Origin of the sequence: Paenibacillus sp. FSL K6-2441 (genome assembly GCF_037964765.1) — a bacterium.
GTDB lineage: Bacteria > Bacillota > Bacilli > Paenibacillales > Paenibacillaceae > Fontibacillus > Fontibacillus phoenicis.
This window is the reverse complement of sequence record NZ_CP150174.1, coordinates 471,392-492,552: the sequence shown is the minus strand read 5'-3', so window position 1 is coordinate 492,552 and position 21,161 is coordinate 471,392. Positions and strand designations below refer to the sequence as shown.

Annotated in this window: 18 protein-coding genes and 1 pseudogene; 7 read left to right on the top strand and 12 right to left on the bottom strand. The window is 50.5% G+C overall.

Annotation, left to right across the window (positions count from 1 at the left end; all coding sequences use genetic code 11):
- The first annotated feature begins 14 nt into the window (after positions 1–14).
- The 5 genes and pseudogenes from chvE to NSQ80_RS02070 all read left to right on the top strand — a co-directional run bounded on the left by chvE (position 15) and on the right by NSQ80_RS02070 (position 6,944).
- A complete protein-coding gene (gene chvE / locus NSQ80_RS02090) occupies positions 15–1,109 on the top strand; it encodes a multiple monosaccharide ABC transporter substrate-binding protein (RefSeq protein WP_009223867.1) in 1,095 nt (364 codons plus the stop codon).
- Positions 1,110–1,204: 95 nt separating this feature from the next.
- Entirely contained in the window at positions 1,205–2,734 is a 1,530-nt protein-coding gene (mmsA, locus tag NSQ80_RS02085) for a multiple monosaccharide ABC transporter ATP-binding protein (RefSeq protein WP_339301155.1), read from the top strand.
- A 4-nt stretch (positions 2,735–2,738) separates the two neighbouring features.
- Positions 2,739–3,902 (top strand): multiple monosaccharide ABC transporter permease, encoded by a 1,164-nt coding sequence (gene mmsB, locus NSQ80_RS02080; protein WP_009223865.1) that lies wholly within the window; start codon positions 2,739–2,741, stop codon positions 3,900–3,902.
- Positions 3,903–4,210: 308 nt separating this feature from the next.
- A pseudogene (locus NSQ80_RS02075) lies at positions 4,211–5,790 on the top strand (oleate hydratase).
- A gap of 152 nt (positions 5,791–5,942) precedes the next feature.
- Positions 5,943–6,944 carry an Rpn family recombination-promoting nuclease/putative transposase gene (locus NSQ80_RS02070; protein WP_323078736.1) on the top strand — a complete coding sequence of 334 codons (1,002 nt, stop codon included), beginning with the start codon at positions 5,943–5,945 and terminating at the stop codon, positions 6,942–6,944.
- 35 nt (positions 6,945–6,979) lie between these two features.
- On the opposite strand, the gene NSQ80_RS02065 is transcribed toward NSQ80_RS02070, so the two are convergent.
- From NSQ80_RS02065 to NSQ80_RS02045, 5 genes are all read right to left on the bottom strand, one after another.
- Complete coding sequence (locus NSQ80_RS02065; protein WP_009223862.1) at positions 6,980–7,165, bottom strand: aspartyl-phosphate phosphatase Spo0E family protein; 186 nt, start codon at positions 7,163–7,165, stop codon at positions 6,980–6,982.
- A 205-nt stretch (positions 7,166–7,370) separates the two neighbouring features.
- Entirely contained in the window at positions 7,371–8,783 is a 1,413-nt protein-coding gene (locus NSQ80_RS02060; protein ID WP_323078734.1) for a helix-turn-helix transcriptional regulator, read from the bottom strand.
- Between the two features lie 196 nt (positions 8,784–8,979).
- Complete coding sequence (locus NSQ80_RS02055) at positions 8,980–9,873, bottom strand: aldo/keto reductase (RefSeq protein WP_036644378.1); 894 nt, start codon at positions 9,871–9,873, stop codon at positions 8,980–8,982.
- A gap of 25 nt (positions 9,874–9,898) precedes the next feature.
- Positions 9,899–10,231: an L-rhamnose mutarotase gene (locus NSQ80_RS02050; RefSeq protein ID WP_260071602.1), complete on the bottom strand. Its 333-nt coding sequence runs from the start codon at positions 10,229–10,231 to the stop codon at positions 9,899–9,901.
- A gap of 37 nt (positions 10,232–10,268) precedes the next feature.
- Positions 10,269–11,702, bottom strand: a complete 1,434-nt coding sequence (locus tag NSQ80_RS02045; RefSeq protein ID WP_323078733.1) for an aldehyde dehydrogenase — start codon at positions 11,700–11,702, stop codon at positions 10,269–10,271.
- A 375-nt stretch (positions 11,703–12,077) separates the two neighbouring features.
- Between NSQ80_RS02045 and NSQ80_RS02040 the strand changes: the two genes are divergently transcribed.
- On the top strand, positions 12,078–12,788 hold the full coding sequence (locus NSQ80_RS02040) for a molybdopterin dinucleotide binding domain-containing protein (RefSeq protein ID WP_323078731.1): 711 nt from the start codon (positions 12,078–12,080) through the stop codon (positions 12,786–12,788).
- A gap of 68 nt (positions 12,789–12,856) precedes the next feature.
- Here the strand turns inward: NSQ80_RS02040 and NSQ80_RS02035 are convergent, their stop codons facing one another.
- On the bottom strand, positions 12,857–13,303 hold the full coding sequence (locus NSQ80_RS02035) for an Hsp20/alpha crystallin family protein (RefSeq protein WP_009223855.1): 447 nt from the start codon (positions 13,301–13,303) through the stop codon (positions 12,857–12,859).
- A 569-nt stretch (positions 13,304–13,872) separates the two neighbouring features.
- Positions 13,873–14,598, bottom strand: a complete 726-nt coding sequence (locus NSQ80_RS02030; protein ID WP_339301150.1) for a DsbA family protein — start codon at positions 14,596–14,598, stop codon at positions 13,873–13,875.
- Positions 14,599–14,951: 353 nt separating this feature from the next.
- Between NSQ80_RS02030 and NSQ80_RS02025 the strand changes: the two genes are divergently transcribed.
- A complete protein-coding gene (locus NSQ80_RS02025; RefSeq protein ID WP_339301148.1) occupies positions 14,952–15,917 on the top strand; it encodes a hypothetical protein in 966 nt (321 codons plus the stop codon).
- 236 nt (positions 15,918–16,153) lie between these two features.
- On the opposite strand, the gene NSQ80_RS02020 is transcribed toward NSQ80_RS02025, so the two are convergent.
- From NSQ80_RS02020 to NSQ80_RS02000, 5 genes are all read right to left on the bottom strand, one after another.
- The gene (locus NSQ80_RS02020; RefSeq protein ID WP_339301146.1) at positions 16,154–16,507 is read right to left on the bottom strand and encodes a thioredoxin domain-containing protein; all 354 of its coding nucleotides are present in this window, start codon (positions 16,505–16,507) and stop codon (positions 16,154–16,156) included.
- The gene (locus tag NSQ80_RS02015; RefSeq protein WP_339301145.1) at positions 16,416–17,009 is read right to left on the bottom strand and encodes a thioredoxin domain-containing protein; all 594 of its coding nucleotides are present in this window, start codon (positions 17,007–17,009) and stop codon (positions 16,416–16,418) included. The genes NSQ80_RS02020 and NSQ80_RS02015 overlap by 92 nt, the downstream gene beginning before the upstream one ends.
- Before the next feature lie 166 nt (positions 17,010–17,175).
- Positions 17,176–19,368: an alpha-galactosidase gene (locus NSQ80_RS02010; protein WP_339301144.1), complete on the bottom strand. Its 2,193-nt coding sequence runs from the start codon at positions 19,366–19,368 to the stop codon at positions 17,176–17,178.
- Between the two features lie 36 nt (positions 19,369–19,404).
- Positions 19,405–20,223: a carbohydrate ABC transporter permease gene (locus NSQ80_RS02005; RefSeq protein WP_260070075.1), complete on the bottom strand. Its 819-nt coding sequence runs from the start codon at positions 20,221–20,223 to the stop codon at positions 19,405–19,407.
- Complete coding sequence (locus NSQ80_RS02000; protein ID WP_339301143.1) at positions 20,223–21,101, bottom strand: sugar ABC transporter permease; 879 nt, start codon at positions 21,099–21,101, stop codon at positions 20,223–20,225. Before NSQ80_RS02000 ends, NSQ80_RS02005 begins: the two co-directional genes overlap by 1 nt.
- Between the last annotated feature and the right edge of the window lie 60 nt (positions 21,102–21,161).

Genomic DNA, 21,161 nt, shown 5'->3' with positions numbered 1-21,161 from the left:
AGGGGGAATCGACTTTGAAGAAGGTAACGGCCATTTTACTTGCTTTGGTGATGGTATTCACCCTCGCGGCTTGCGCCAACGGCGGAAACGGCGGCGGCAGCGGATCGGGCAACAGTGAGAAGGGAACGATCGGCATTGCCATGCCAACGAAATCGTCCGAACGCTGGGTGAACGACGGAAACAATATGGTCAAGGAGTTTAAGGCTCTTGGCTATGGCACGGATCTGCAATACGGAGAAGACGTCATCGAAAACCAGGTGTCGCAAATCGAAAATATGATTACCAAGGGCGTGAAGGTCCTCGTCATCGCCGCGATTGACGGTGGTTCCTTAACCGACGTACTGCAAAAAGCCCACGATCAAGGCATTCAAGTCGTCGCCTACGACCGGCTGATCATGAACAGCGAGTACGTCGACTACTACGCAACCTTCGATAATTTCAAGGTTGGCGTGCAGCAGGCTTCCTATATTGAAGAAAAGCTGGGACTCAAGGACGGCAAAGGCCCTTTCAATATCGAGCTGTTCGGGGGCTCTCCAGACGACAACAATGCCTACTTCTTCTATGACGGCGCTATGTCCGTACTGCAGCCGTACATCGATTCCGGCAAGCTGATCGTACGCAGCGGACAAACCGAAATGGAACAAATCGCCACGCTGCGCTGGGACGGCGCCACCGCCCAGGCTCGCATGGACAATTTGCTGAGCGCTCACTATACCACGGAGAATATCGACGCCGTGCTTTCCCCTTATGACGGAATCAGCATCGGCATCCTCTCCTCGCTCAAAGGTGTGGGTTACGGCTCCGGAAGCAAACCGATGCCGATCGTAACTGGCCAGGATGCCGAGCTGGCATCGGTCAAATCGATTCTTGCCGGGGAGCAAACGCAAACCGTCTTCAAGGATACGCGCGAGTTGGCGAAAAAGGTTGTCTCCATGGTCCAAAGCATTCTGGAAGGCACGGAAGCCGAAGTCAACGACACGAAAACCTACGATAACGGCGTGAAGGTTGTTCCTTCTTACCTGCTCGAACCGGTCTCGGTCGACAAGGATAATGTTGAACAGGCGCTCGTCGACACCGGCTACTACTCCAAGGAAGATCTGGGACTCTAAACATCATTAACTTGTGGTGACCGGCATAGCGGCGGACGCGGATTCGGGCGACCGTCGCTATGCACTTACCGTGAGCGAAAGGCCAGGTGACGCATGTGAGCAATACGATTTTGGAAATGCGGGGCATTACGAAGACGTTCCCGGGGGTTAAGGCGCTCAGCAATGTCAACTTCAAGGTCAGATCCGGGGAAATCCATGCTCTGTGTGGGGAGAACGGGGCTGGCAAATCGACATTGATGAAGGTGCTAAGCGGCGTCTATCCGCATGGCTCTTATGAAGGCGAGATCTTGTTCGAAGGCAAGGTCTGCGAATTTAAAGATATCAAAGAAAGCGAGCAGCTGGGGATCGTTATTATCCATCAGGAGCTGGCGCTGATCCCCTATCTCTCCATCGCGGAGAACATTTTTCTTGGCAATGAGCAAAGCAAACACGGACTGATCGACTGGAACGAAACGACGGTCAAAACCAAAGCGTTGCTGAAACGGGTGGGCTTAAACGAATCCCCGGCCACACGCGTATTGGAGCTGGGCGTCGGCAAGCAACAGCTGGTGGAAATCGCCAAAGCCTTATCCAAACAGGTCAAGCTGTTAATTTTGGACGAACCCACGGCCGCCCTAAACGAAAATGACAGCGAAAACCTGCTGGAGTTGATCCTGGAGCTGAAGAAACAAGGCATCACCTCCATCATCATTTCCCACAAATTGAACGAAATCAGTAAAGTTGCCGATTCGATTACCATTCTCCGGGATGGCCGGACGATTCAGACCTTAGATATGAAGGCCGATCAGGTGACCGAGGATCTCATCATCAAGGGCATGGTTGGCCGCGATCTCACCCACCGCTATCCGGAGCGGGTTCCCCGGATCGGTGAAGTGATCTTTGAAGTACGGGGTTGGGAGGTAACCCACCCGCAACAAGAGGATCGTAAAGTGCTGGACAATATTAACCTCAATATTCGCCGCGGAGAAATCGTTGGGATCGCTGGCTTGATGGGTGCCGGCCGGACCGAACTCGCAATGAGCTTATTCGGCCGATCCTATGGGCGGCATATTAAAGGTCAGCTGTTCCTACACGGCAAAGAGGTACGATTTAACGACATCAGTCAGGCGATTAAGCATGGCGTCGCTTATGTTACCGAAGATCGCAAGCAATACGGCTTAATTTTAATCGACGATATTAAACGCAACATCTCGCTGGCTTCGTTAAAGAAGCTGTCCCGCCGAGGCGTAATCAATGAACGGGAAGAAGTGCTGGTCGCGGAGGAATATCGGAGCAAGCTGAACATTAAAACGCCCAGCATTTTGCAGAAAACGGTCAATCTGAGCGGCGGCAATCAGCAGAAGGTCGTCCTTAGCAAGTGGATCTTCGCACAACCGGAAATCTTGATTCTCGATGAGCCAACGCGCGGCATTGATGTCGGAGCCAAATATGAAATCTATTCGATCGTCAATCAACTGGCAGACGAGGGCAAAGGCATTTTGTTCATCTCCTCGGAGCTCCCGGAGATTCTCGGGATGTGCGACCGCATCTACGTCATGAGCGAAGGCCGGATCACCGGGGAAGTGCTACGCGAGGACGCCACCCAGGAAGTATTGATGAAATCCATGACTCGAGGCAGGGGGTAGACCGATGCAAGCGGTTAGCGAACTTTTTCGAAAAAACATACGTCAGTACGGCATGATTATCGCCTTAATCTTCATCACCATCTTGTTTCAAATTTTGACGGGCGGCATCTTACTCAAACCGCTCAACATTACGAATCTGATCTTGCAAAACAGCTACATTTTGGTGCTGGCCATCGGGATGGTGCTTGTGATCATCACTGGACATATCGATTTGTCCGTCGGCTCCATCGCCGCCTTTATCGGGGCTTTGGCTGCCATCATGTTGGTGGATTTTCAGTTGCCAACGTTCCTTACCATTATCATTTCACTGGTGATCGGCGGGCTGATCGGTGCCTGGCAAGGATTTTGGGTCGCTTACGTAAAAATCCCCGCCTTTATCGTCACATTAGCCGGGATGCTGCTGTTCCGGGGCTTGACGATGATCGTGCTTGGCGGCCAGTCGATCGCACCATTCCCGAAATCGTTCCAACGCATCAGTTCCGGCTTCATTCCCGACTGGTTTGGCGGCAGCAGCCTGCATATCCTGACGATTCTGCTTGGTCTGGCGCTCTCCCTTCTCCTCATTTGGCAGGAATGGAAGGAGCGGCGAACCCAGCTCAAATATCAGTTTGAGGTCGCGCCGATTTGGGTGTTCGTCACGAAGCTCGTACTGCTCGTTGCCATCATCAACATATTTACCTTTGTGCTGGCAACCTACAACGGGCTGCCGAACATCTTGATCATCCTGTTCTTCCTGATCGTCATTTATTCGTTCGTTATGAACCGAATGGTGGCGGGCCGCCATATCTATGCGCTTGGAGGCAATGAGAAGGCCGCCAAACTCTCCGGCGTCAAAACCAAAAAGGTGACGTTCTGGGTCTTCGTCAACATGGGCGCCCTGGCTGCACTGTCCGGCCTGATCTTCGCCGCCCGCCTCAACTCGGCTACGCCGAAGGCCGGGACGAACTTTGAGCTCGACGCGATCGCGGCCTGCTTCATCGGTGGCGCCTCTGCCTCCGGCGGCATCGGTACCGTCATCGGCGCGATTATCGGCGGCCTGGTCATGGGCGTGATGAACAATGGCATGTCGCTGATCGGGCTTGGGGTGGATTGGCAGCAAGGCATCAAAGGGCTGGTCCTGCTTCTCGCCGTCGCTTTCGATATTTACAATAAGTCGAAGACGACTTAACCCCAGGACCTTGATGTTCCTAAACCTCCGCTATCGATTTGGCGGAGGTTATTTTTTTGAAGGCTAGCTTGAGCGGGAGTATAATGAAAGACAGGATGATCTACCTATTTTTTCCACAAAGCAGGTGATTCCCTTGTCTAGCCCCCATCTGACCAAGGCGAAATCTGGCTTTTTCCGTCGGAATCCTAGACACTCCTTGGGGAGTGTCGTTTTTTTATACAGTCGCCCTTCATTGTTGATTTCGTTTGCTCCAAAGACAGATTACATTAAGATTGTTCCATTCATCACATTCTTTGGAGGTGAAAGTTATGTCTGCAGATCGTCACACCCATCACGTTTATTTTGTTGGCGGAGGGATCGCTTCACTGGCGGGGGCCGCGTTCCTGGTTCGGGACTGCGATTTTCCCGGCCAACATATTCATGTGTTGGAGGAAATGAAGGTGCTAGGCGGCAGCAACGATGGTGCCGGAGACGGTGAACGCGGATATGTGATCCGCGGCGGCCGGATGCTGAATGATGAGACTTATGAAAATACATGGGATTTGCTGCGCTCCATCCCTTCGATAGACCACCCGGGACTTTCGGTGCGGGATGAGATCATCGCTTTCGATACCGCCCACCAGACGCATTCCAACGCTCGGTTAGTCAACCGGGACGGCCAGGTTGTAGACGTGACCTCTATGGGCTTTGATATGACGGACCGGATGGCCATGGTTAAGCTGATTATGGCCCCTGAAGAGAGCCTGGGCACTGCGCGGATCAATGACTGGTTTGGCCCGCATTTTCTCAAGACAAATTTCTGGTACATGTGGGCAACCACCTTTGCCTTCCAGCCTTGGCACAGCGCTGTGGAGTTTAAAAGATACATGCTTCGGTTTATGCATGAATTCCCGCGAATCCATACGCTGGAAGGAGTCACCCGCACACCTTATAACCAATACGATTCCCTCATTCTCCCGCTGCAAAAGTATTTGGAGAAGCACGGCGTAGACTTTTCGCTGAAATGCACCGTTACGGATCTGGACTTCCGAGAAGGCGATGAGATCACCGTGACGCGGATACACTATCTGAAAGACGGCGAGCCGCAAGTCCTCGATTTGGGCGAAGACGATCTGGTGATCGTCACCAACGGCTCGATGACGGAGAGCTACAGCCTAGGCTCTATGAGCACAGCGCCGAAGCTGAACGGCAAGGGCAGCTCTTGGCAGTTATGGGAGCGGATAGCCGCCAAGAAACCGGGCCTTGGACGTCCTTCCGTCTTCGCCGACCATATCGAAGAGTCCAAATGGGAGTCGTTTACGGTGACTTGTCAGGACTCGCGTTTTTTTGACCGGATGGAAGCTTTCTCCCGCAACAAGGCGGGCACCGGCGCACTGGTTACCTTCAAGGATTCGAGCTGGTTCATGTCCATCGTGCTGGCCCATCAGCCGCATTTCCGCAATCAACCGGAGCATGTGAAGGTCTTCTGGGGGTACGGATTATTCCCGGATCGAGCCGGCGATTACGTGCCTAAGAAAATGTCCGAATGTACCGGTGAGGAGATTCTCACCGAGTTGCTGCACCATCTCCACTTCCAAGAAGACATGGAAGCGATCTCTCCACCGCCAACTGTATTCCATGTATGATGCCGTTCATCACCTCGCAGTTCATGCCTAGAGCGATCGGCGATCGGCCAAAGGTCATCCCGGACGGCTCCACCAACTTAGCGTTTATCGGTCAATTCTGCGAAATCCCGGACGACGTTGTCTTCACTGAAGAATACTCTGTTCGGACGGCCCGTATGGCCGTGTATGGCCTGTTGGGACTGAACAAGCCGATTGTCCCTATCAATCAGTACCAGTACGATGTACGTACGTTGCTGCAAAGCTTGGTCACTTCCTTCCGCTAAGAATGGACAGGGGTGATAAAAATTGCCAAAACGACCCATTTCGGATAAACTAGGCTTAATTGAATCTTAAGCAAAGTGAAGCACACTTACGCATCTGTCCATCTTGGCGCGCGTAGTGTGCTTTTTTGCGTTTGGAAAGGAAGTGTGACCTGTTGTTGGTATCAACATCATCTTTAGTCCAACAAGTCGGTGAGGAATCGCAAAGCGGGAACTATGGGAAGAAAATCATCCCTCATGACGAAGCGTTTAAAAAGCTGTTGCATACGTTTTTCGCGGAATTTATCGCATTGTTTTTTCCTGCACTTGAATCGCAGCTGGACTTCAGCCAAACCCGTTTCCTTATGCAAGAGCAGCTTGTGGATGTGGTGGGAGAAGAAGCGCGTACGCTCGATCTCCTGCTGGAAACCAAATATATCGGTACGGATGCCTTCATCCTCATCCATCTGGAGCCTCAATCGTACCGACAAGCAGACTTCCACGAACGGATGTTTATCTACTTCAGCCGGCTCTTTGAGCGGCACCGGAAAGAGCACCAGCTCATCATCCCTATCGCCATCTTTACATCCGCAGAGAGTAAAAATGAGCGAAATTCCTTAAACATGTCGATTCTGGGAGAGGATATCCTCCAATTTCGGTTTCTGAAAGTCGAGCTCATCAACCAACCCTGGCGCAGATTCATTGATTCCAACAACCCCGTGGCTGCTGCATTACTCGCTAAAATGGGCTACAATAAAGGGGAGGAACGGGAGCTCCGTCTAGCCTATCTGCGCATGCTGCTGCAGCTCAGCCAAAGACTGGATCAAGCCCGTCTAGCGCTAGTGATGTCTATCGCCGATTTATATTTCGAGCCGGATCCCCGGCAGGATGAAGAAATGCTTCGGGAGCTGGCGAAACAATATGCAAAGGAGAGTGAAGTGATCATGGAATTAATGCCCGCATGGATGCGTCAAGGATATGAGAAAGGGTTGGAAGAAGGCCTGGAGAAAGGTATAGAACAAGGGATCGAAAAAGGATTTGAAAAAGGGATCGAACAAGGCACCCTCATAGAACGCCGGCAAATCGCGCGCAGGTTGTTATCCAAGGGCTTCACTCTGGAAGAAATTGCGGATATGACCCAATTGTCTATCGAGGAAATCAAAAAGATTATGAATTAAGGAATTAGCCAACGGACAAAGAAAAGAAGCCGCATCTACGCGATCGGCTTCCTTCTTCGGTAATTGGAATATATGACTTGGCTATATTTATTTAACAAGCGGTCAAGAACAACCGACTGATGGAGAACCCGTGCATGGCGCATTCCGTATCTCTGTGCGAGCCGATTTAATTCTTGTCTTTCCAATTCGATCCGAAATCTGATTTTTTCAGAATTGTTCATCACTATCACCCTAGGAACATATTAGAAGAGGTTGCCAAATATTGCATAATGAGACCTAATGCAAGAAACAAAAAAAATTCCATTTTTTGAAATGGAATTTTAAAATAGGGCCAGTAGGATCTAGCCAAGCCTTATTATAGATTTCTATTAGTAAATGAATTAACCCCATCCGTGAGAAAATAACGTCATAGCTACCGGATAAAAGCTAACCATAATTATAGCCGAAACCGCCCAAAATGCTTTCTTTTTCATTTTCCCACACCTTTCTACATAACTCAGAATAAGTATTGCATTGTTTCAAAGAGGCGTGCTTCCGATGCAACTCAAATAATGCCATATTATTAACTATCAGATCTTTGCTGTTTAACAATATACTTAACTCCATACTGAATAAGAGATGATATATCCCTTCTTCATATAGAGCTTTTCGAAAATAATAGAGTGCGTAGTTCTGAAAAAAAACTGCACGTCTAAATATAAGTGATGGCTCTTTGTAATTCGATTTTGATGTCTGTTTGATTTTTCTATAATCATCAATATCATCGGAGAATTTATTTAAAATTTCATCGATAAAGTAATTATGTCGATTAGACGCCTCAATTAACGTGGTTAGCCCTTCAACAATTTCACCTGGATGCTCTTCAAGGAATTTTACATACTCCCCTATCAACTCTCGATTTCCTGATTTGATATCCATGCACATCCAGTTAGCGTATGCAAACATCTTAAGTTGCTCTACTTCGGCTTTCCCCGCTTCATCGAGACCCTCAAACCAGCTCAAATCTGCATACTTCGGAATCCACTTCTTGGATTCTTCAAACATTCCACGGTACTCATAAGAGCTAGATTTAATTAAATAAGCTCTTCCATAATAGTAGACCAATGGACGTTTAGGTTTGAAGTCTTCATCCATCCAGATGCGTCTGTTGTAAAGGGCTTCGGTGAATTGACAGAGCTCATCCGCATAATTCTCAACTTCAGACCAATTAAATCTCAGTGCGTAAATCTCAGTTAGCATCAGTAAACCATCGAGAGCATAGGCTTCAGGCAACCGATATCTGTAAGGTAAAAATTGCAATGCAGCTTTAAAGCCTCTTCTCGTATCAGTTTGAAATATTTGAAATATCCGATAGTAACTCATCGCCAAGCGTTCGGAGTGGCTAGATCGCTCACTTTCGATAACGCTTTCATAGAGTATAACCGCAGCCTCTTTCCAACCTTGTTCATACATCATTTCGGCTGTATCGAAAATGCCCGCGATTTGTTTCAAATCCTCTAACAAACGGTTTAGAACCTGTTTAATGCAGTCATGCTTCTGCAACTCGGCGCATCTCAGCAGGAACGGCCGCAGCCTCCTCCAATGCGGAGCCGTTGAAGTAAAACATTCATCTGCGTATAAATCGTAAAAGTGTCCTTCAGGCAACCCCATCGCAGCCGTAATCCGATCCAATTGTCCGATGGCAATCGGCCGGTTCCCGTTAATAATTCCGCTTAACGTTCCGACGTTCACCCCGGCGGATTCCGAGAAACGGTGCAGGGTTGTCCCTTCGCTCTTGATGTAATCTTCCAGTTCTGCGCGAATCGTGGTTGTAGATATCAAAAAATTATCACCCCCCAATTCCGCGACCTTCTGCGAGCCAAAGGATTCTCGGCTAACAGAGGAGTCAAACGACATCCAATGACATCAAGCAACACCATATCCTACTAAACTTCCAATATATGTTTACATAATAATCCTAAATTTGACAATCGTCAATATGAAAAAAGACCGATAAGCAAACTTTTTGTCTGCTTATCGATCTTTATGGGGGTTCTTAGATTTCCAGCTCCGCCGCAGCCGCATTAGCCTCCACTTGCGCAGGGTTCTTGCAGCCCGGAATCACCGTGCTGACAACAGGATTCTTCAGGCACCAGGCCAAGGCCCACTGAGCCATGTCCACACCCTCCGGCACTTCATTCCGCCGAATCTCTTCCACTTCCTCCAGCTTGCGCCGGGTGCTTTCCGGATCATGACGATGGCGTACATCGGTTTCGCTGAACACCGCGCCCGGTTTATACTTGCCGCTCAGATAACCGCTCGCCAGAGGAACTCTTGCAAGCACACCGAGTTGCTGGCGCTCGCAGGACGGGAACACCCGATTCTCCGGCACGCGGTCGAGCCGGTTATAAACCACCTGAATCGCCTCCACCCCTACCTTCGTTGAAGCTTCGGTCTGATGCAGGTTGTCGTTGCTGCCGATCGACGTGCCCAGATGGAGGATTTTCCCGGCTTGTTTTTGCTTATCCAGCAGCGTCCAAAGTTCATCATTATCAAACGCCGCATCCGGGCCGGAATGAAACTGATACAGATCGATATAGTCCGTCTTCAACGCTTTCAGCGAAGCATCAAGCTGTTGTAGTACCGCCGCAGCATCAAAGCGGTCCGTCCGCGTAAACCGTTCATGAAATTGATGCCCAAATTTCGTGGCGATCAGCCAGTCCTCCCGGTTGCGCCGGCTCAGATAATCCCCGATAAACGATTCGGACAGATGGTCGCCATAACATTCTGCCGTATCGATCAGATTGATGCCCAGCTCCCGGCCCCGATCCAAGATCGCATCCACTTCCGCTTGCGTGTAGTTTAAACCCCACTCCCCGCCGAATTGCCAAGTTCCAATGCCGACCACGGAAACGTTGAGACCGGTTTTTCCTAATGTCCGATATTTCATGTTCAAGAATCCCTCCGATTCGTCTCTATTTCAAGTAAAATACCTCGCGCATCGGCACGATCGGCTGCGGCTCATTAAAGTCAAACGAACCCTCCACCATGCCCGACGTAATTGCATTCCACCGCTGACACACCTCGCTGGCCGCAATGTACTTGAACGCCGCGTCCGGATCATCGCATTCAAAGCAATAGAAGAACTGATTCCCCTGCTGAAAAATCGAATAATTGCGAATCCCGGCTTTGCGATGCTCCTCCAGCACCTCGGGCCATGGGTTCAAATGCATCTCTACATAAGCCTCCAGTTGATCTTCCTTCACCCGCCAGGTCCAGGCAAATTTCCGGCTTGGACTGATTTCCATGATCATCCCTCCCATGAAATTTTCATACCATTGCATACTACTTGAAAAAACGTCGAATCAGCTTCAGCTTGCCAGCCGTATAAGGCGGATAGATGAAGCTCAAGTTCACCCGCGTTGACTTTTTCAGCACGCTTTTCCGATGAGAGAAGGTTTCATAGCTGTAACGGCCGTGGTAGGCTCCCATCCCCGAAGAGCCGACACCGCCAAAGGGCAAATACGGGCTCACCAGATGCATGACCGTATCGTTCACGCACCCTCCGCCAAATGAAACGGACTCCATCGCCTTCCGTTCCGTGGCGGCATTGCTCGTAAACAAGTACAACGCCAGCGGCTTGGGCCGCTCACCAATCTCCCGGAGCGCCACATCTAGGTCTCGATAGTCCAGCACCGGCAAAATCGGTCCAAAAATCTCTTCCTGCATCACGGAGTCTTCCCAGCTGACGTTGTCCATAATCGTTGGCCCCAAATACAGATCCTCACGGTCTCCGTCCCCGCCAACCACAACTTTGGACGGCTCAAGCAATCCCATCAGTCGGCTCCACTGCTGCTCATTCACGATCCGCCCGTAGTCAGGGCTTTGCCTTGGATCCTCACCGTAGAAGGCTTTGATCTGCGCCTTCATTTTGGCAACCAGCTCCGCTCGCACCGACTCGTGAACGAGTACATAGTCCGGAGCCACGCAGGTCTGACCTGTATTTAGGAACTTGCCCCAAACGATACGCTGCGCAGCCAGATCGAGGTCCGCCTCTTGATCCACGATGCAAGGACTCTTCCCGCCAAGCTCCAGGATAACCGGCACCAAATGCTCCGCAGCGGCCGCCATGACGATCTTTCCAACCCGAATACTTCCGGTGAAAAAAATAAAATCCAGCGGCGCATGGATCAGCGCAGACGTCGCCTCCGGCCCTCCCTCTATGACTCGTATGTAATCGGGTTCAAAATATTCGCCAAGCATCTCGGCGATCACCCTGGAGACATGAGGGGTATACTCCGAAGGCTTCACGATCGCGGCGTTTCCCGCAGAGATCGCTCCGATCAACGGGTCGATCACCAGCATAAACGGATAGTTAAACGGGCCGATGATCAAGGTCGAGCCGTAAGGCTCCCGATAGATGTAGCTGCTGGAGCCGATATGGGCCAGCGGAGTTCGAACCCGCTCCGGCTTGGCCCAACGCCTCAGATGCTTCATCACGTAGCGGATGCTGTCGTAAGCATAACCCACTTCCGTGCTGTAGCCTTCAAATTCAGGCTTGCGCAAATCTCGCTGCAGCGCTTCCAAAATGCGCGTTTCATAACGTTTAATCGCGGTCTTCAGACGTTCCATCTGACGCAGCCTGAATTCTACGGGCCGCGTGGCACCGGATCGGACGAATTGCTGCTGCGCGCGGACGACCTCCGAAATAGTTTGCTCTAAGGTTTGCGCCGGTTGCGGTTCGGTTGGAGCTTGGGTAGAATTTGCAATTTGACTCAAGGCGGTTCCCTCTTTTTCCCGAATAATCAATGTCATTCTTGTCTGTCTCTTCTATTGTAACCCGAAATGGGGGAGCTGGGCATCTTTGGACATTAAGCTTCAATTCAGGTTAGCGGCGTATGATGGTCTTGCCTGCTGCCAAGCCCTATCTATCTTGGCTTGAGGCGAACCTCAATGCAACACGGAATGGAGTGAAAGACCCATGAGCGAAAATCTCAAGAGGGCCGGCCGTCGCACTTCGAAAAAGAAGCTGGCCATTTATTTCCTCGTGCCTCTTTAGGGGCATTGGCGGGATTTTATATGGTTTGGTGGACCGCTATTTGATCGAGCATGTGGAAGTGGTTGTAACTCACCTATTACGTGGCAGATGTGCAAGTGAAGGATGCTCAGGTGCTGCAGTCCGCTTTTGCAGAAGACAGCTTTGGACGTAACATCACACAGACTACGTACCGGGATCCCCTAGGACACGATCCGTCAAGTGGCTCGGGGATTCGCCGGGGCAAAGCGCGGAATGGTTCTTACCGCGCGGGGGTTGGAGCAGCAGGTGAACGGCGTGGAGCATACGCTGCAGTACATGTCGTCGTCGACCTGTTCGAGACGGAGACGTCCGCCTACGCGGATTGGCTGCTGCCCGGCACGTCCTTCCTCGAAGTGGAAGAGACGATGACGAACCTCGAGGGCCGGGTGTTCTGCCGGCCCCGGGTGTGCTGTGCGCCCTCGCCGAACGGCTGGGCCCGCTTGACCACGCGGCGCGGGTCGCTGGAGGTCGCCGCCAAGGTGACGGCGGACATCCATCCGCGCACGATGTTTGTCCCGTTCCATTGGGGCGGCGACTTAGCTGTGAACCGGCTGACGAACGACGCCCTGCACCCCGTCAGCCGAATGCCGGAGTTTAAGATCTCCGCCGTTAGGGCGGAAAGCGTGGAAGCGGGGGACACTGGTTCCGGCGCAGACACAAGTGCTGACGGCGCTTCTTGGGGCAGCGCCCGGGACGACGGGGAGGCCAAGTACACTGCTGTGCAACACACCGCCGAGCGCACCGCTGATCCCGCCGCTCTTGTGGCATCTCGTCATGAGCGAAGCTGATGATTTATGTAACACAAAGGAGGCTATCCTCTCCAGCAAATTTGCTGGAGGGATAGCCCCTGTTTATATTAATCGCCGTCTTGAATTTGGATGCGTTTGGAGCGGGTCGGTTGCCGTTTCGGCACCTCCAGCTTCAGAACGCCATCCTTCAAGGACGCGCGAATATCTTCTTCAGCAATGTCCTGCACGTAGAATCTGCGTACGTATTCGCCGTGCCGGCGTTCCTTCCGAACGATTTGATGGTTCGTATCCTCCATGTTGTGGTCTTCATTACGAACCGCTTTGATTGTCAAGTAAGGTGCGGCATAGTCGATCTCGATGTCCTCTTTTCGGAAACCAGGCAATTCCGCTTCAACCAGATACGCTTGATCCGTTTCACGGATGTCCGTTCTGAAAGAAAGCGGCGAATTTTTAAACGGTGCAAAAAAGTCATCATTGAACACATCATTAAACGTTTTAGCCAACTGTCCAAACGCATCTTCCCTGTGTCTGCCAAAAGGAATCAAATCAAACATGATTATTCATTCCCCTTTCTTTAGTTTGACCTTATTTGACCTTACATCCTCATTATATGCTTCCACGACCAAAGTGACAAAAGTGATTTTAGCCCAAACAGCCTTGTATCGGGCGATTTTCGCGAATTTTTCCTCGTCGCTTAGGGCTTGACTTTTGATTTGACCTTCTTTGACCTTTGATCTTCACCAAATTTCCTCATAAAGATTTTCTGTCCTTTGGATGTGGAAGTAACGCTATCGTTAAGATACCTCGAGACATCGCAACCTATTCATGGTAAAAGTAAGATAACGAATTTATATCCTTACTGTTTACATGCCCGGACTAATGGTTTTTACATGGAGGTGGAGTTCTTGAACAAAACCATCAAACTTCGCATCGCCTGGATCATCCCAAACGTATTAATGTATCTTCTTTTCATCGGTATTGGTACTTTTATACTTTGCAATGCGAAGGGTCTAAGGGAAATCCATCGATTTGGCTATCTAAAAACTCGAAGGCTACGAAAAAAAGCGACTTCAACGTCGCTTTTCATAAGACTTAATATGAATATCCTAATTATGTCCGTGAATTAGTCGGTTTCCGCCAGCTCCGCCTCAATCGCCGCCGCCAACTCCTCGTAGGAAGCGCTTGGCAGCAGCTCCCCGTTCACCATGAATTGAGGGGTTCCGTTGACCCCGTAGTAACCACCTGTTTTGAAATCTTCTTTGACCGGCAGCATGTAGGTATATTCTTTTAAATCCTTCGCGAACCGATCATAGTCGATCCCCTCGATATTCTTCTTCACGAAGTCCAGCAAAAAGTCAGGTGTCGCCCAAATTTTCGTCTCATCGCCTTGGTGTTCATACAGCTTACGCTTGAACTCCCAGAACTTCTCATTGCTCTGCGCCGCGATCGCTTCGCCCGCGCTGGCCGCCATGATCGAATCCCGGTCAATAAACGCATAATTAATGAAAAATAACTCGATTTTACCGGTATCGATGAAGTCCTGCTGCAGCTGGTCCATATAAGTTTCTTCCCACTTCTTGCAGGCCGGGCATTTGAAATCAGCGAACTCGATGACTTTGACCTTGGCGTTCGGATCGCCCAAATGCGGCTGTTTCTCATACTTCAAGCCCTCGGCCGTGTAGTCGCCTTTGATTTCCGTGTAGTTCGGGAGATCCTTCAGTTCGGTGGATTTTGCGCTCTTCACGTACGTAATCACGCTTATCAATACTATTAACCCAAAGACAATTACTGTAATCACATAAAGGCCTTTTGAACTTGCCTTTCCACTTTTTCCCGTTACGTTAGCCATTATTATTCCTCCCTCCATTTATTTTACCAAGATCAACACACTTAATGTTAGTTCTCCACTTTGGCTCTTGGTCACAAGTTATCGTTTTTCATTTTTTCAACTTCTTTTTCGAGCTTGTGGAGCCGTTGGCGCATTCTATAAAAATAAGGGGCAGTACACACAATCAAAATAACAATTATTCCAATGGCCATAAAAAAACTCCTTTTATAAGAATTTAAGGTACACATTAAATAGTAACACAAATTCAGAAAATATATAATATTACATTATATCCATAATTATGGTAATATATTAAATAGAAAAAGGAAAAGGAGGATAGTATTGTTATAAAAATACCATTTGGAGGGTAAAACATGAAAACTAGTAAAAAAACCTTGGTTTCTTTTGTAATTACCTGTTCCGTTATTTTTAGTATCTTTAGTCTTACAACTTTCGCAAGCGACTCCGATAAACTTTGTAGCATAACTCTTGGAAAATCCGAGTACTGCTCGAATGTGATGACTATTCAAACATCCACAGTATATTATAAAAATACTATGGAAGATTATGTGAAGGCTACGGATGCATATCATTTGAATTTCATTATGACTACATGGAAACCTGATGTAACACGCGGAGATCCAATTTATAAAACATACTGGGTAACAGATAATTTTAATAATGAGCTTCTTTTTACCGATAATAGCCACTATGGATACCATCTGACAGACTACACAACATTAACCACAGGTATTAATAAAACAGCAGGATACTATCCTCAAGATTATGGAAGACCAGTCAGCGCTCTCGAAACCCAAAATATGCCACCAAATACATGCAGTATAAGTACTGGGGTTATATGCCGAACTTATACGCAAGCAAATCAGCTATCAGTAAAAAATTCCTCCCTTGCAGCAAAAGATTCACTTGCTAATAACCTCATGTCTACTAGTGAAAGTTTATCTACCAAATTTGCGCTTGAAAATACCAATCTTTCTAAAAAACAGCCAACTAAGCTCCCATTTACGGTAGATGAGACCTATGCCCAAAGTTCAACTATTGGGAATCATAATATCCTTGAAATTACTTACGTCAATAATGAAACCAAGGACTATTTAACATTAAGAACAGTTGACGCCCAAATAACTCCAATATCTTCGAATTTTACAATTAAACAAGGTAAGTTAGATAATAGCATTGTGTCAAATTATTTAGATAATGGACTAACTCAGATTTTAGATTGGAAGCAAGATGGATATTCATTTACAATTTTTGCCTCAAGCCACAACAAAACGTTTTCACAAACAGAACTCGAAGATATTGCAAAATCCCTTCAATAAATAGTAGATGCATCAGCATCACTAATTAAGTTGTAATTTAAATCAGTCGTGTAATGAGAGAACACAACTCAGATTCGAAATAAAAACGCCTTCTGTTCCCGATAGTGGAATAGAAGGCGTTTTCAAGAAATACACCGGTATATTACTAGTTGGCTAGATTAATCGCTGGATTAGATCACAAGTACATCGTATCAAGTTGAGGCTATCATTCATGTCCTCACCTTTAAAATTCTATCCTATTGCCCGCCAACCTCCGCCAGTTGCGCTTCGATCGCCGCCGCCAACTCCTCGTACGAAGAGCTCGGCAACAGTTCCCCATTCACCATGAATTGGGGCGTCCCGTTGACTCCGTAATAGCCCGCGGTTTTGAAATCTTCTTTGACCGGCAGCATATAGGCATGGCTTTTCAAATCGCTAGCGAATCGGTCGTAATCGATGCCGTCGATATTTTTCTTCACGAGGTCGAGCAAAAATTCGGGCGTTGCCCAAATTTGCGTCTCATCGCCTTGGTGTGCGTATAACTTGCTTTTGAACTCCCAGAACTTCTCGTTGCTCTGCGCCGCGATCGCCTCGCACGCGCTGGCTGCCATGAATCGAATCCCGGTCGATGAACGCGTAGTTGGTAAAGAACAACTCGATTTTGCCGGTATCGATGAAGTCTTTTTGAAGCTGAGGCATGTAGGTTTCTTCCCACTTCTTGCAGGCCGGACATTTGAAATCGGCGAATTCGATCACCTTCACCTTGGTGCTTGGATCGCCCAGGTGCGGTTGCTTCTCATACTTCAAGCCTTCGGCGGTGTAATCGCCTTTGATTTCCGTGTAGTTCGGGAGATCCTTCAAACCGGAACCATCCGAATCTTTGAGGAAAACGATAGCCAACGTGATCACTAGGGCCCCGATCAAAATCAACGATATCACAAAAATCAGACCGGATTTCGCGGTCCCCCGGTCTGTTCCTTTTCCGCCCGCAGATTTGCCTGCCGTCCCCTTACCGGCGATCTTCTTGCCTTGGGTTGTCCTGTTGTACGCCGTCTTGTTGTTCGGAGCCGGTTTCCCGCCGCCGCTCCGATTGCTTCCCTTGTTATGGGCCATCCGCTATCCTACCTCCATATGGATTCGTTTCGTCCCCATTCTAGCGTATGGCCCACGGCAAGGGACGTAATTTAGGTCACAGAGTGCTGCTTCTTCAACTCCTCGATTTGTTGTTCGAGTCTTTGGAGGCGTTTATGCACTCTATAGAAATACGGTTATCATTCTGTTATAACCGCCGCAAGTATACAAACCGGCTGGCGTAATCGCCGGCCAAGGTCAGCGGTAGGCCGAGGCGCATCAAGGTGGAGCCGTGCCAGACGTTGTCTTCGGCCAAGTCGGAGGCGGAGCCGACGGGTTGGGCCGCGCGTTGATCGGCGGTGTTGTCCGCCTCCGCGGGTAGTGCCTCCCCCGGCACTGCAACCCGATACCGTGCATCCGGCTCTAACCCCCGCAGGCGCAGCCGCAGCTCCGCGTCGCCAAAATATTGTGCCTGGCGAAAGGCAAACACGGCGATTTCATCCCGGTCTCGGGCCACATACTGCCATGCGGCGACATCACCTTCCGCAAAAGAGGCCAGCCGATACAAATCGCCCTCAGCCACCAGATGACGCACCTTTTTATACAGCGCCACATAACGGCTGGCTTCGGCTATTTCCGCCTCGGACCAGCGGGCGATGTTCGCGCCGATGCCCAGCCCGCCCAGCATGGCGCTGTGGAAGCGGAACGACAGCGGCAGCCGCCGGCCGTTCATACCGTGCGGGGACTCCGTGACCCAGCACATCATGACGGAGGGGCTGTAGGCGTAGGAGAAGCCCTCCTGGATCGTCAGCCGGTCCCGGGCATCCGTATTGTCGCTGATCCAAGCCTGGTCCGCAAACCGCAGCATGCCGAGATCGATCCGCGAACCGCCTCCGGCGCAGGTCTCGAACTCCACCCGCGGGAAACGGCGCCGGAGCTCGGCCCAAATCTCGTAAAAGTGGTTGACGTGCTTGATCCATACCGACTCCTCGGCGTGCTCGTGCAGCGGGATTGCGCCCGGCTCCGTGATCGTGCGGTTCATATCCCATTTGACGAAGGCGATGTCGTAGGTACTGAGCAGATCCGTCATAAACTCAAGCACAAACGCCTTGACCTCCGGCTTGCCCAAGTTCAGCATCAATTGATTGCGCAGCAGCGTTCCTTCACGCGTTGGGAATTGATAGACCCAATCGGGATGGTTCCGGTACAACTCGCTGTCCGGATTGACCGATTCGGGTTCAACCCACAGCCCGAAATCCATGCCAAGCCGTTTCACCTCGTCGATCAACTCCTGCAGTCCGTTCGGGAATTTCTGAGGGTTCACCTGCCAGTCGCCGAGACCGGCCCGGTCGCTGTGGCGCGCGCCAAACCAACCATCGTCGACGACAAACCGCTCCGCGCCGATCCGGGCCGCCTGTTTAGCCAACTCGATTTGCTCCCGGACGTTCACCGCGAATTCCGTCGCTTCCCAGGAGTTGTACAACACTTTTCGTTCCCGTGATCCGGGAAGCACGTAGTCCCGTTGATAGTTGTGCAAATTCCGGCTCATCTCTCCGAAGCCGCCGGAGACAAAGCCCCCCGTAAACACGGGGGAGGTGTAGCTCTCCCCGGGGCCCAAGGTAAACGCCCCATCGAAGTCATTGACCCCGCCGACAACGCGGACATGGCCAAAGGTGGTGGATTCCAGGACGATTTTCCAGTTGCCGCTCCAACTTAACGCGCCGAACCAAACGTTCCCGGATATCTCGTCCGCCTTGCCGCCATCCAGCGCAAACCAAGGATTGGCATGCGCTCCGGTGAAGCCCTGCCGCGATTCCAGCACCTTTTTGCCTTCGGTGAGCGGGGCCCGCCGGAGTTGGTATTCACCGGCCCAGCGGCCGGTCACATGCGTCAGCCGGACGGACAGCTCGGCTGGGACAGACCAGGCCGCCGCCATGACTTGATCGATGCGAATCGGCCTCCCCTCCTCGTTCACTACCTTGGCCGAGCGTTCAATTAAATCATATTCCTCAATGACCCGGTAATGCAGTTCCACCCGCAAGCGATAATACTCGTCGCTCAGGCGGACCATCAATTGGCCGCCCCGCTCGCTACTTCCAATCTCGTATCCTTCATAACGCAGCCGCAAATCGCGGACGCCGTTTTGGAACCTCACCTTCAGGCAGGGCTCTGCATATAAAGTACCGCCCCAACCTCCATACTCCTCTCGTTCCCGATTCACCTCGGCATCGAAGGAACTGTGGTGACGGAGGTGAAGCAAATCGGCGCATTCCGCAGCCTCCACGGGCTCCCCCCAATAAAGGTGCTGCACCGTCCCGTTTTCGTTAATGCCAAATACATAAGACGAGCTTTTCATGCGGATATCAAATATTTTCCCCGCTTCCAAAACCTGAATCGCCAAACGAATAACCTCCTCTTCCCGCTTTGTCCCGTAACCTCAGCCTTTGACCGCGCCAGCCGCGATCCCTTTAATGATAAACTTCTGCATCAGCAGGAAGAACGCGATGACCGGAATCATGCCCATGACGGCATAAGCAAACGCCAGGTTCAAGTCACTGCTGTATTGTCCGAAGAAGAAATACTGCTGCAACGGGATCGTACGGTACTGGTTATCCTGCAAATACAATAGCGGCAGCAGGAAGTCGTTCCAGATGTACAAGGCGTTTAAGACGACAACCGTCGCCGTCACCGGTTTGAGCAACGGGATAATAATTCGGGCAAAAATGCCCGGCGTACTGCAGCCGTCGATTTTGGCCGCCTCCTCGATCTCGCGGGAAATTTGGCGGATGAACGCAGCGTAGAACAGCACGCCCGTCTGAATTCCGAACCCGCCGTAGATGAGAATGATCCCCCAATGCGTGTTCAGCATCTCAAGGGTTTTGCCGAGTTTGTACAACGGCAGCATGGTGACCTGGAACGGAATCATCATGCCGGACAGAAACACCATGAACATGATGTTGTAAAACGGCTTATTCCTTCTCGCAATGGAATAGCCGGCTAACGCAGATACCAGCACGATCAGTACGACGGAAACCCCCGTGACGATCAGGCTGTTCATAATCGCTAAAGGAAATTTCGATGTCTCCCAGGCATGGACGTAATTGGCGAAATCGAGACTGGAAGGCAAGGCGTAGAAGTTATCGAACGTTTGCTTCGCCGTTTTAAACGACATCAACAGAGCCACATACAGAGGGAAAAGAAAGACGAGCGCCAGCACCAAAAACAGGAGGAATGTGATAACTTTGTTCGCTTTCATTACAGCTCGACCTCCCGTCTTCTGGAAATGGACATCTGCGCGACCGTCACGAGGACGAGTATCAGGAAAAACATCATCGACAGCGCCATTCCATATCCCCCCTTAAATGAGGCGAACGACGTCCGGTAGATGTAAGTGGACATCACTTCCGTCGCAAAACCGGGACCTCCGTTTGTCGTGACGTAAACGAGGTCAAACACTTTCAGCGAGCCGGTGAGCACCAGCAGCAGGTTGATCGTCACGGAAGGCGCCAGCAAGGGCAGTGTGATATGCCGGAACGTTTTCCAGGTTCCCGCTCCATCGATGCGGGCGCTTTCGAACAGTTCCCCCAGTATGCCCTGCAGGCCGGCGATGTAAATAATCATGGGAGAGCCGACGCCCTGCCACAAAGCGATCAGGATCAAGCCAAACAGGGCGTAATCCGGATTGCCCAGCGGACTGGACACCTCCAGACCCAGATGACTGAGCAGGTTCGGAATTCCCGTGCTGTAGTTATAGCTCCAAACGAAGCCCGCCAGCACGATCGAGATGACGCTTGGCAGGAAAAAGACCGTCCGAAACAGGTTGCGCAATGGCAGGAAGGTATCCAGCACCAACGCTAACAGCAGGGATAGGATGTTTACTAGAATCGTTAGGATGATCGCATATTTAAACGTGTTCCACAGCGCATCCCAAAAGCTTGGATCGCCAAACGCTTGCACGTAATTCTCAAAGCCTACGGAAGCAAAGGAATCGGATACCCCGTCCCAATTCGTGAACGAATACCGGGCACCCATCACCAGCGGAATCACGACCGCCAGCACGAACAGCGCGATCCCCGGCAGCATAAACAAGACGTACCACATTTCATTTTTTGCCATGCGTTTTAAAGTTCCCATCGGTTCACCCTCTCCTAAACCAACGAAAGGCACAGGCCCCCGCCCATGCCTTCCGTGAAG

What these genes read in the sequence shown, in the direction of transcription:
- mmsB (WP_009223865.1), top strand. Translation starts at nt 2,739, where the DNA reads ATGCAAGCGGTTAGCGAACTTTTTCGAAAAAACATACGTCAGTACGGC.
- NSQ80_RS02065 (WP_009223862.1), bottom strand. Translation starts at nt 7,165, where the DNA reads ATGAACAATTCTGAAAAAATCAGATTTCGGATCGAATTGGAAAGACAA.
- NSQ80_RS02055 (WP_036644378.1), bottom strand. Translation starts at nt 9,873, where the DNA reads ATGAAATATCGGACATTAGGAAAAACCGGTCTCAACGTTTCCGTGGTC.
- NSQ80_RS02050 (WP_260071602.1), bottom strand. Translation starts at nt 10,231, where the DNA reads ATGGAAATCAGTCCAAGCCGGAAATTTGCCTGGACCTGGCGGGTGAAG.
- NSQ80_RS02035 (WP_009223855.1), bottom strand. Translation starts at nt 13,303, where the DNA reads ATGTTTGATTTGATTCCTTTTGGCAGACACAGGGAAGATGCGTTTGGA.
- NSQ80_RS02030 (WP_339301150.1), bottom strand. Translation starts at nt 14,598, where the DNA reads ATGGCTAACGTAACGGGAAAAAGTGGAAAGGCAAGTTCAAAAGGCCTT.
- NSQ80_RS02025 (WP_339301148.1), top strand. Translation starts at nt 14,952, where the DNA reads ATGAAAACTAGTAAAAAAACCTTGGTTTCTTTTGTAATTACCTGTTCC.
- NSQ80_RS02020 (WP_339301146.1), bottom strand. Translation starts at nt 16,507, where the DNA reads ATGGCAGCCAGCGCGTGCGAGGCGATCGCGGCGCAGAGCAACGAGAAG.
- NSQ80_RS02015 (WP_339301145.1), bottom strand. Translation starts at nt 17,009, where the DNA reads ATGGCCCATAACAAGGGAAGCAATCGGAGCGGCGGCGGGAAACCGGCT.
- NSQ80_RS02005 (WP_260070075.1), bottom strand. Translation starts at nt 20,223, where the DNA reads ATGAAAGCGAACAAAGTTATCACATTCCTCCTGTTTTTGGTGCTGGCG.
- NSQ80_RS02000 (WP_339301143.1), bottom strand. Translation starts at nt 21,101, where the DNA reads ATGGGAACTTTAAAACGCATGGCAAAAAATGAAATGTGGTACGTCTTG.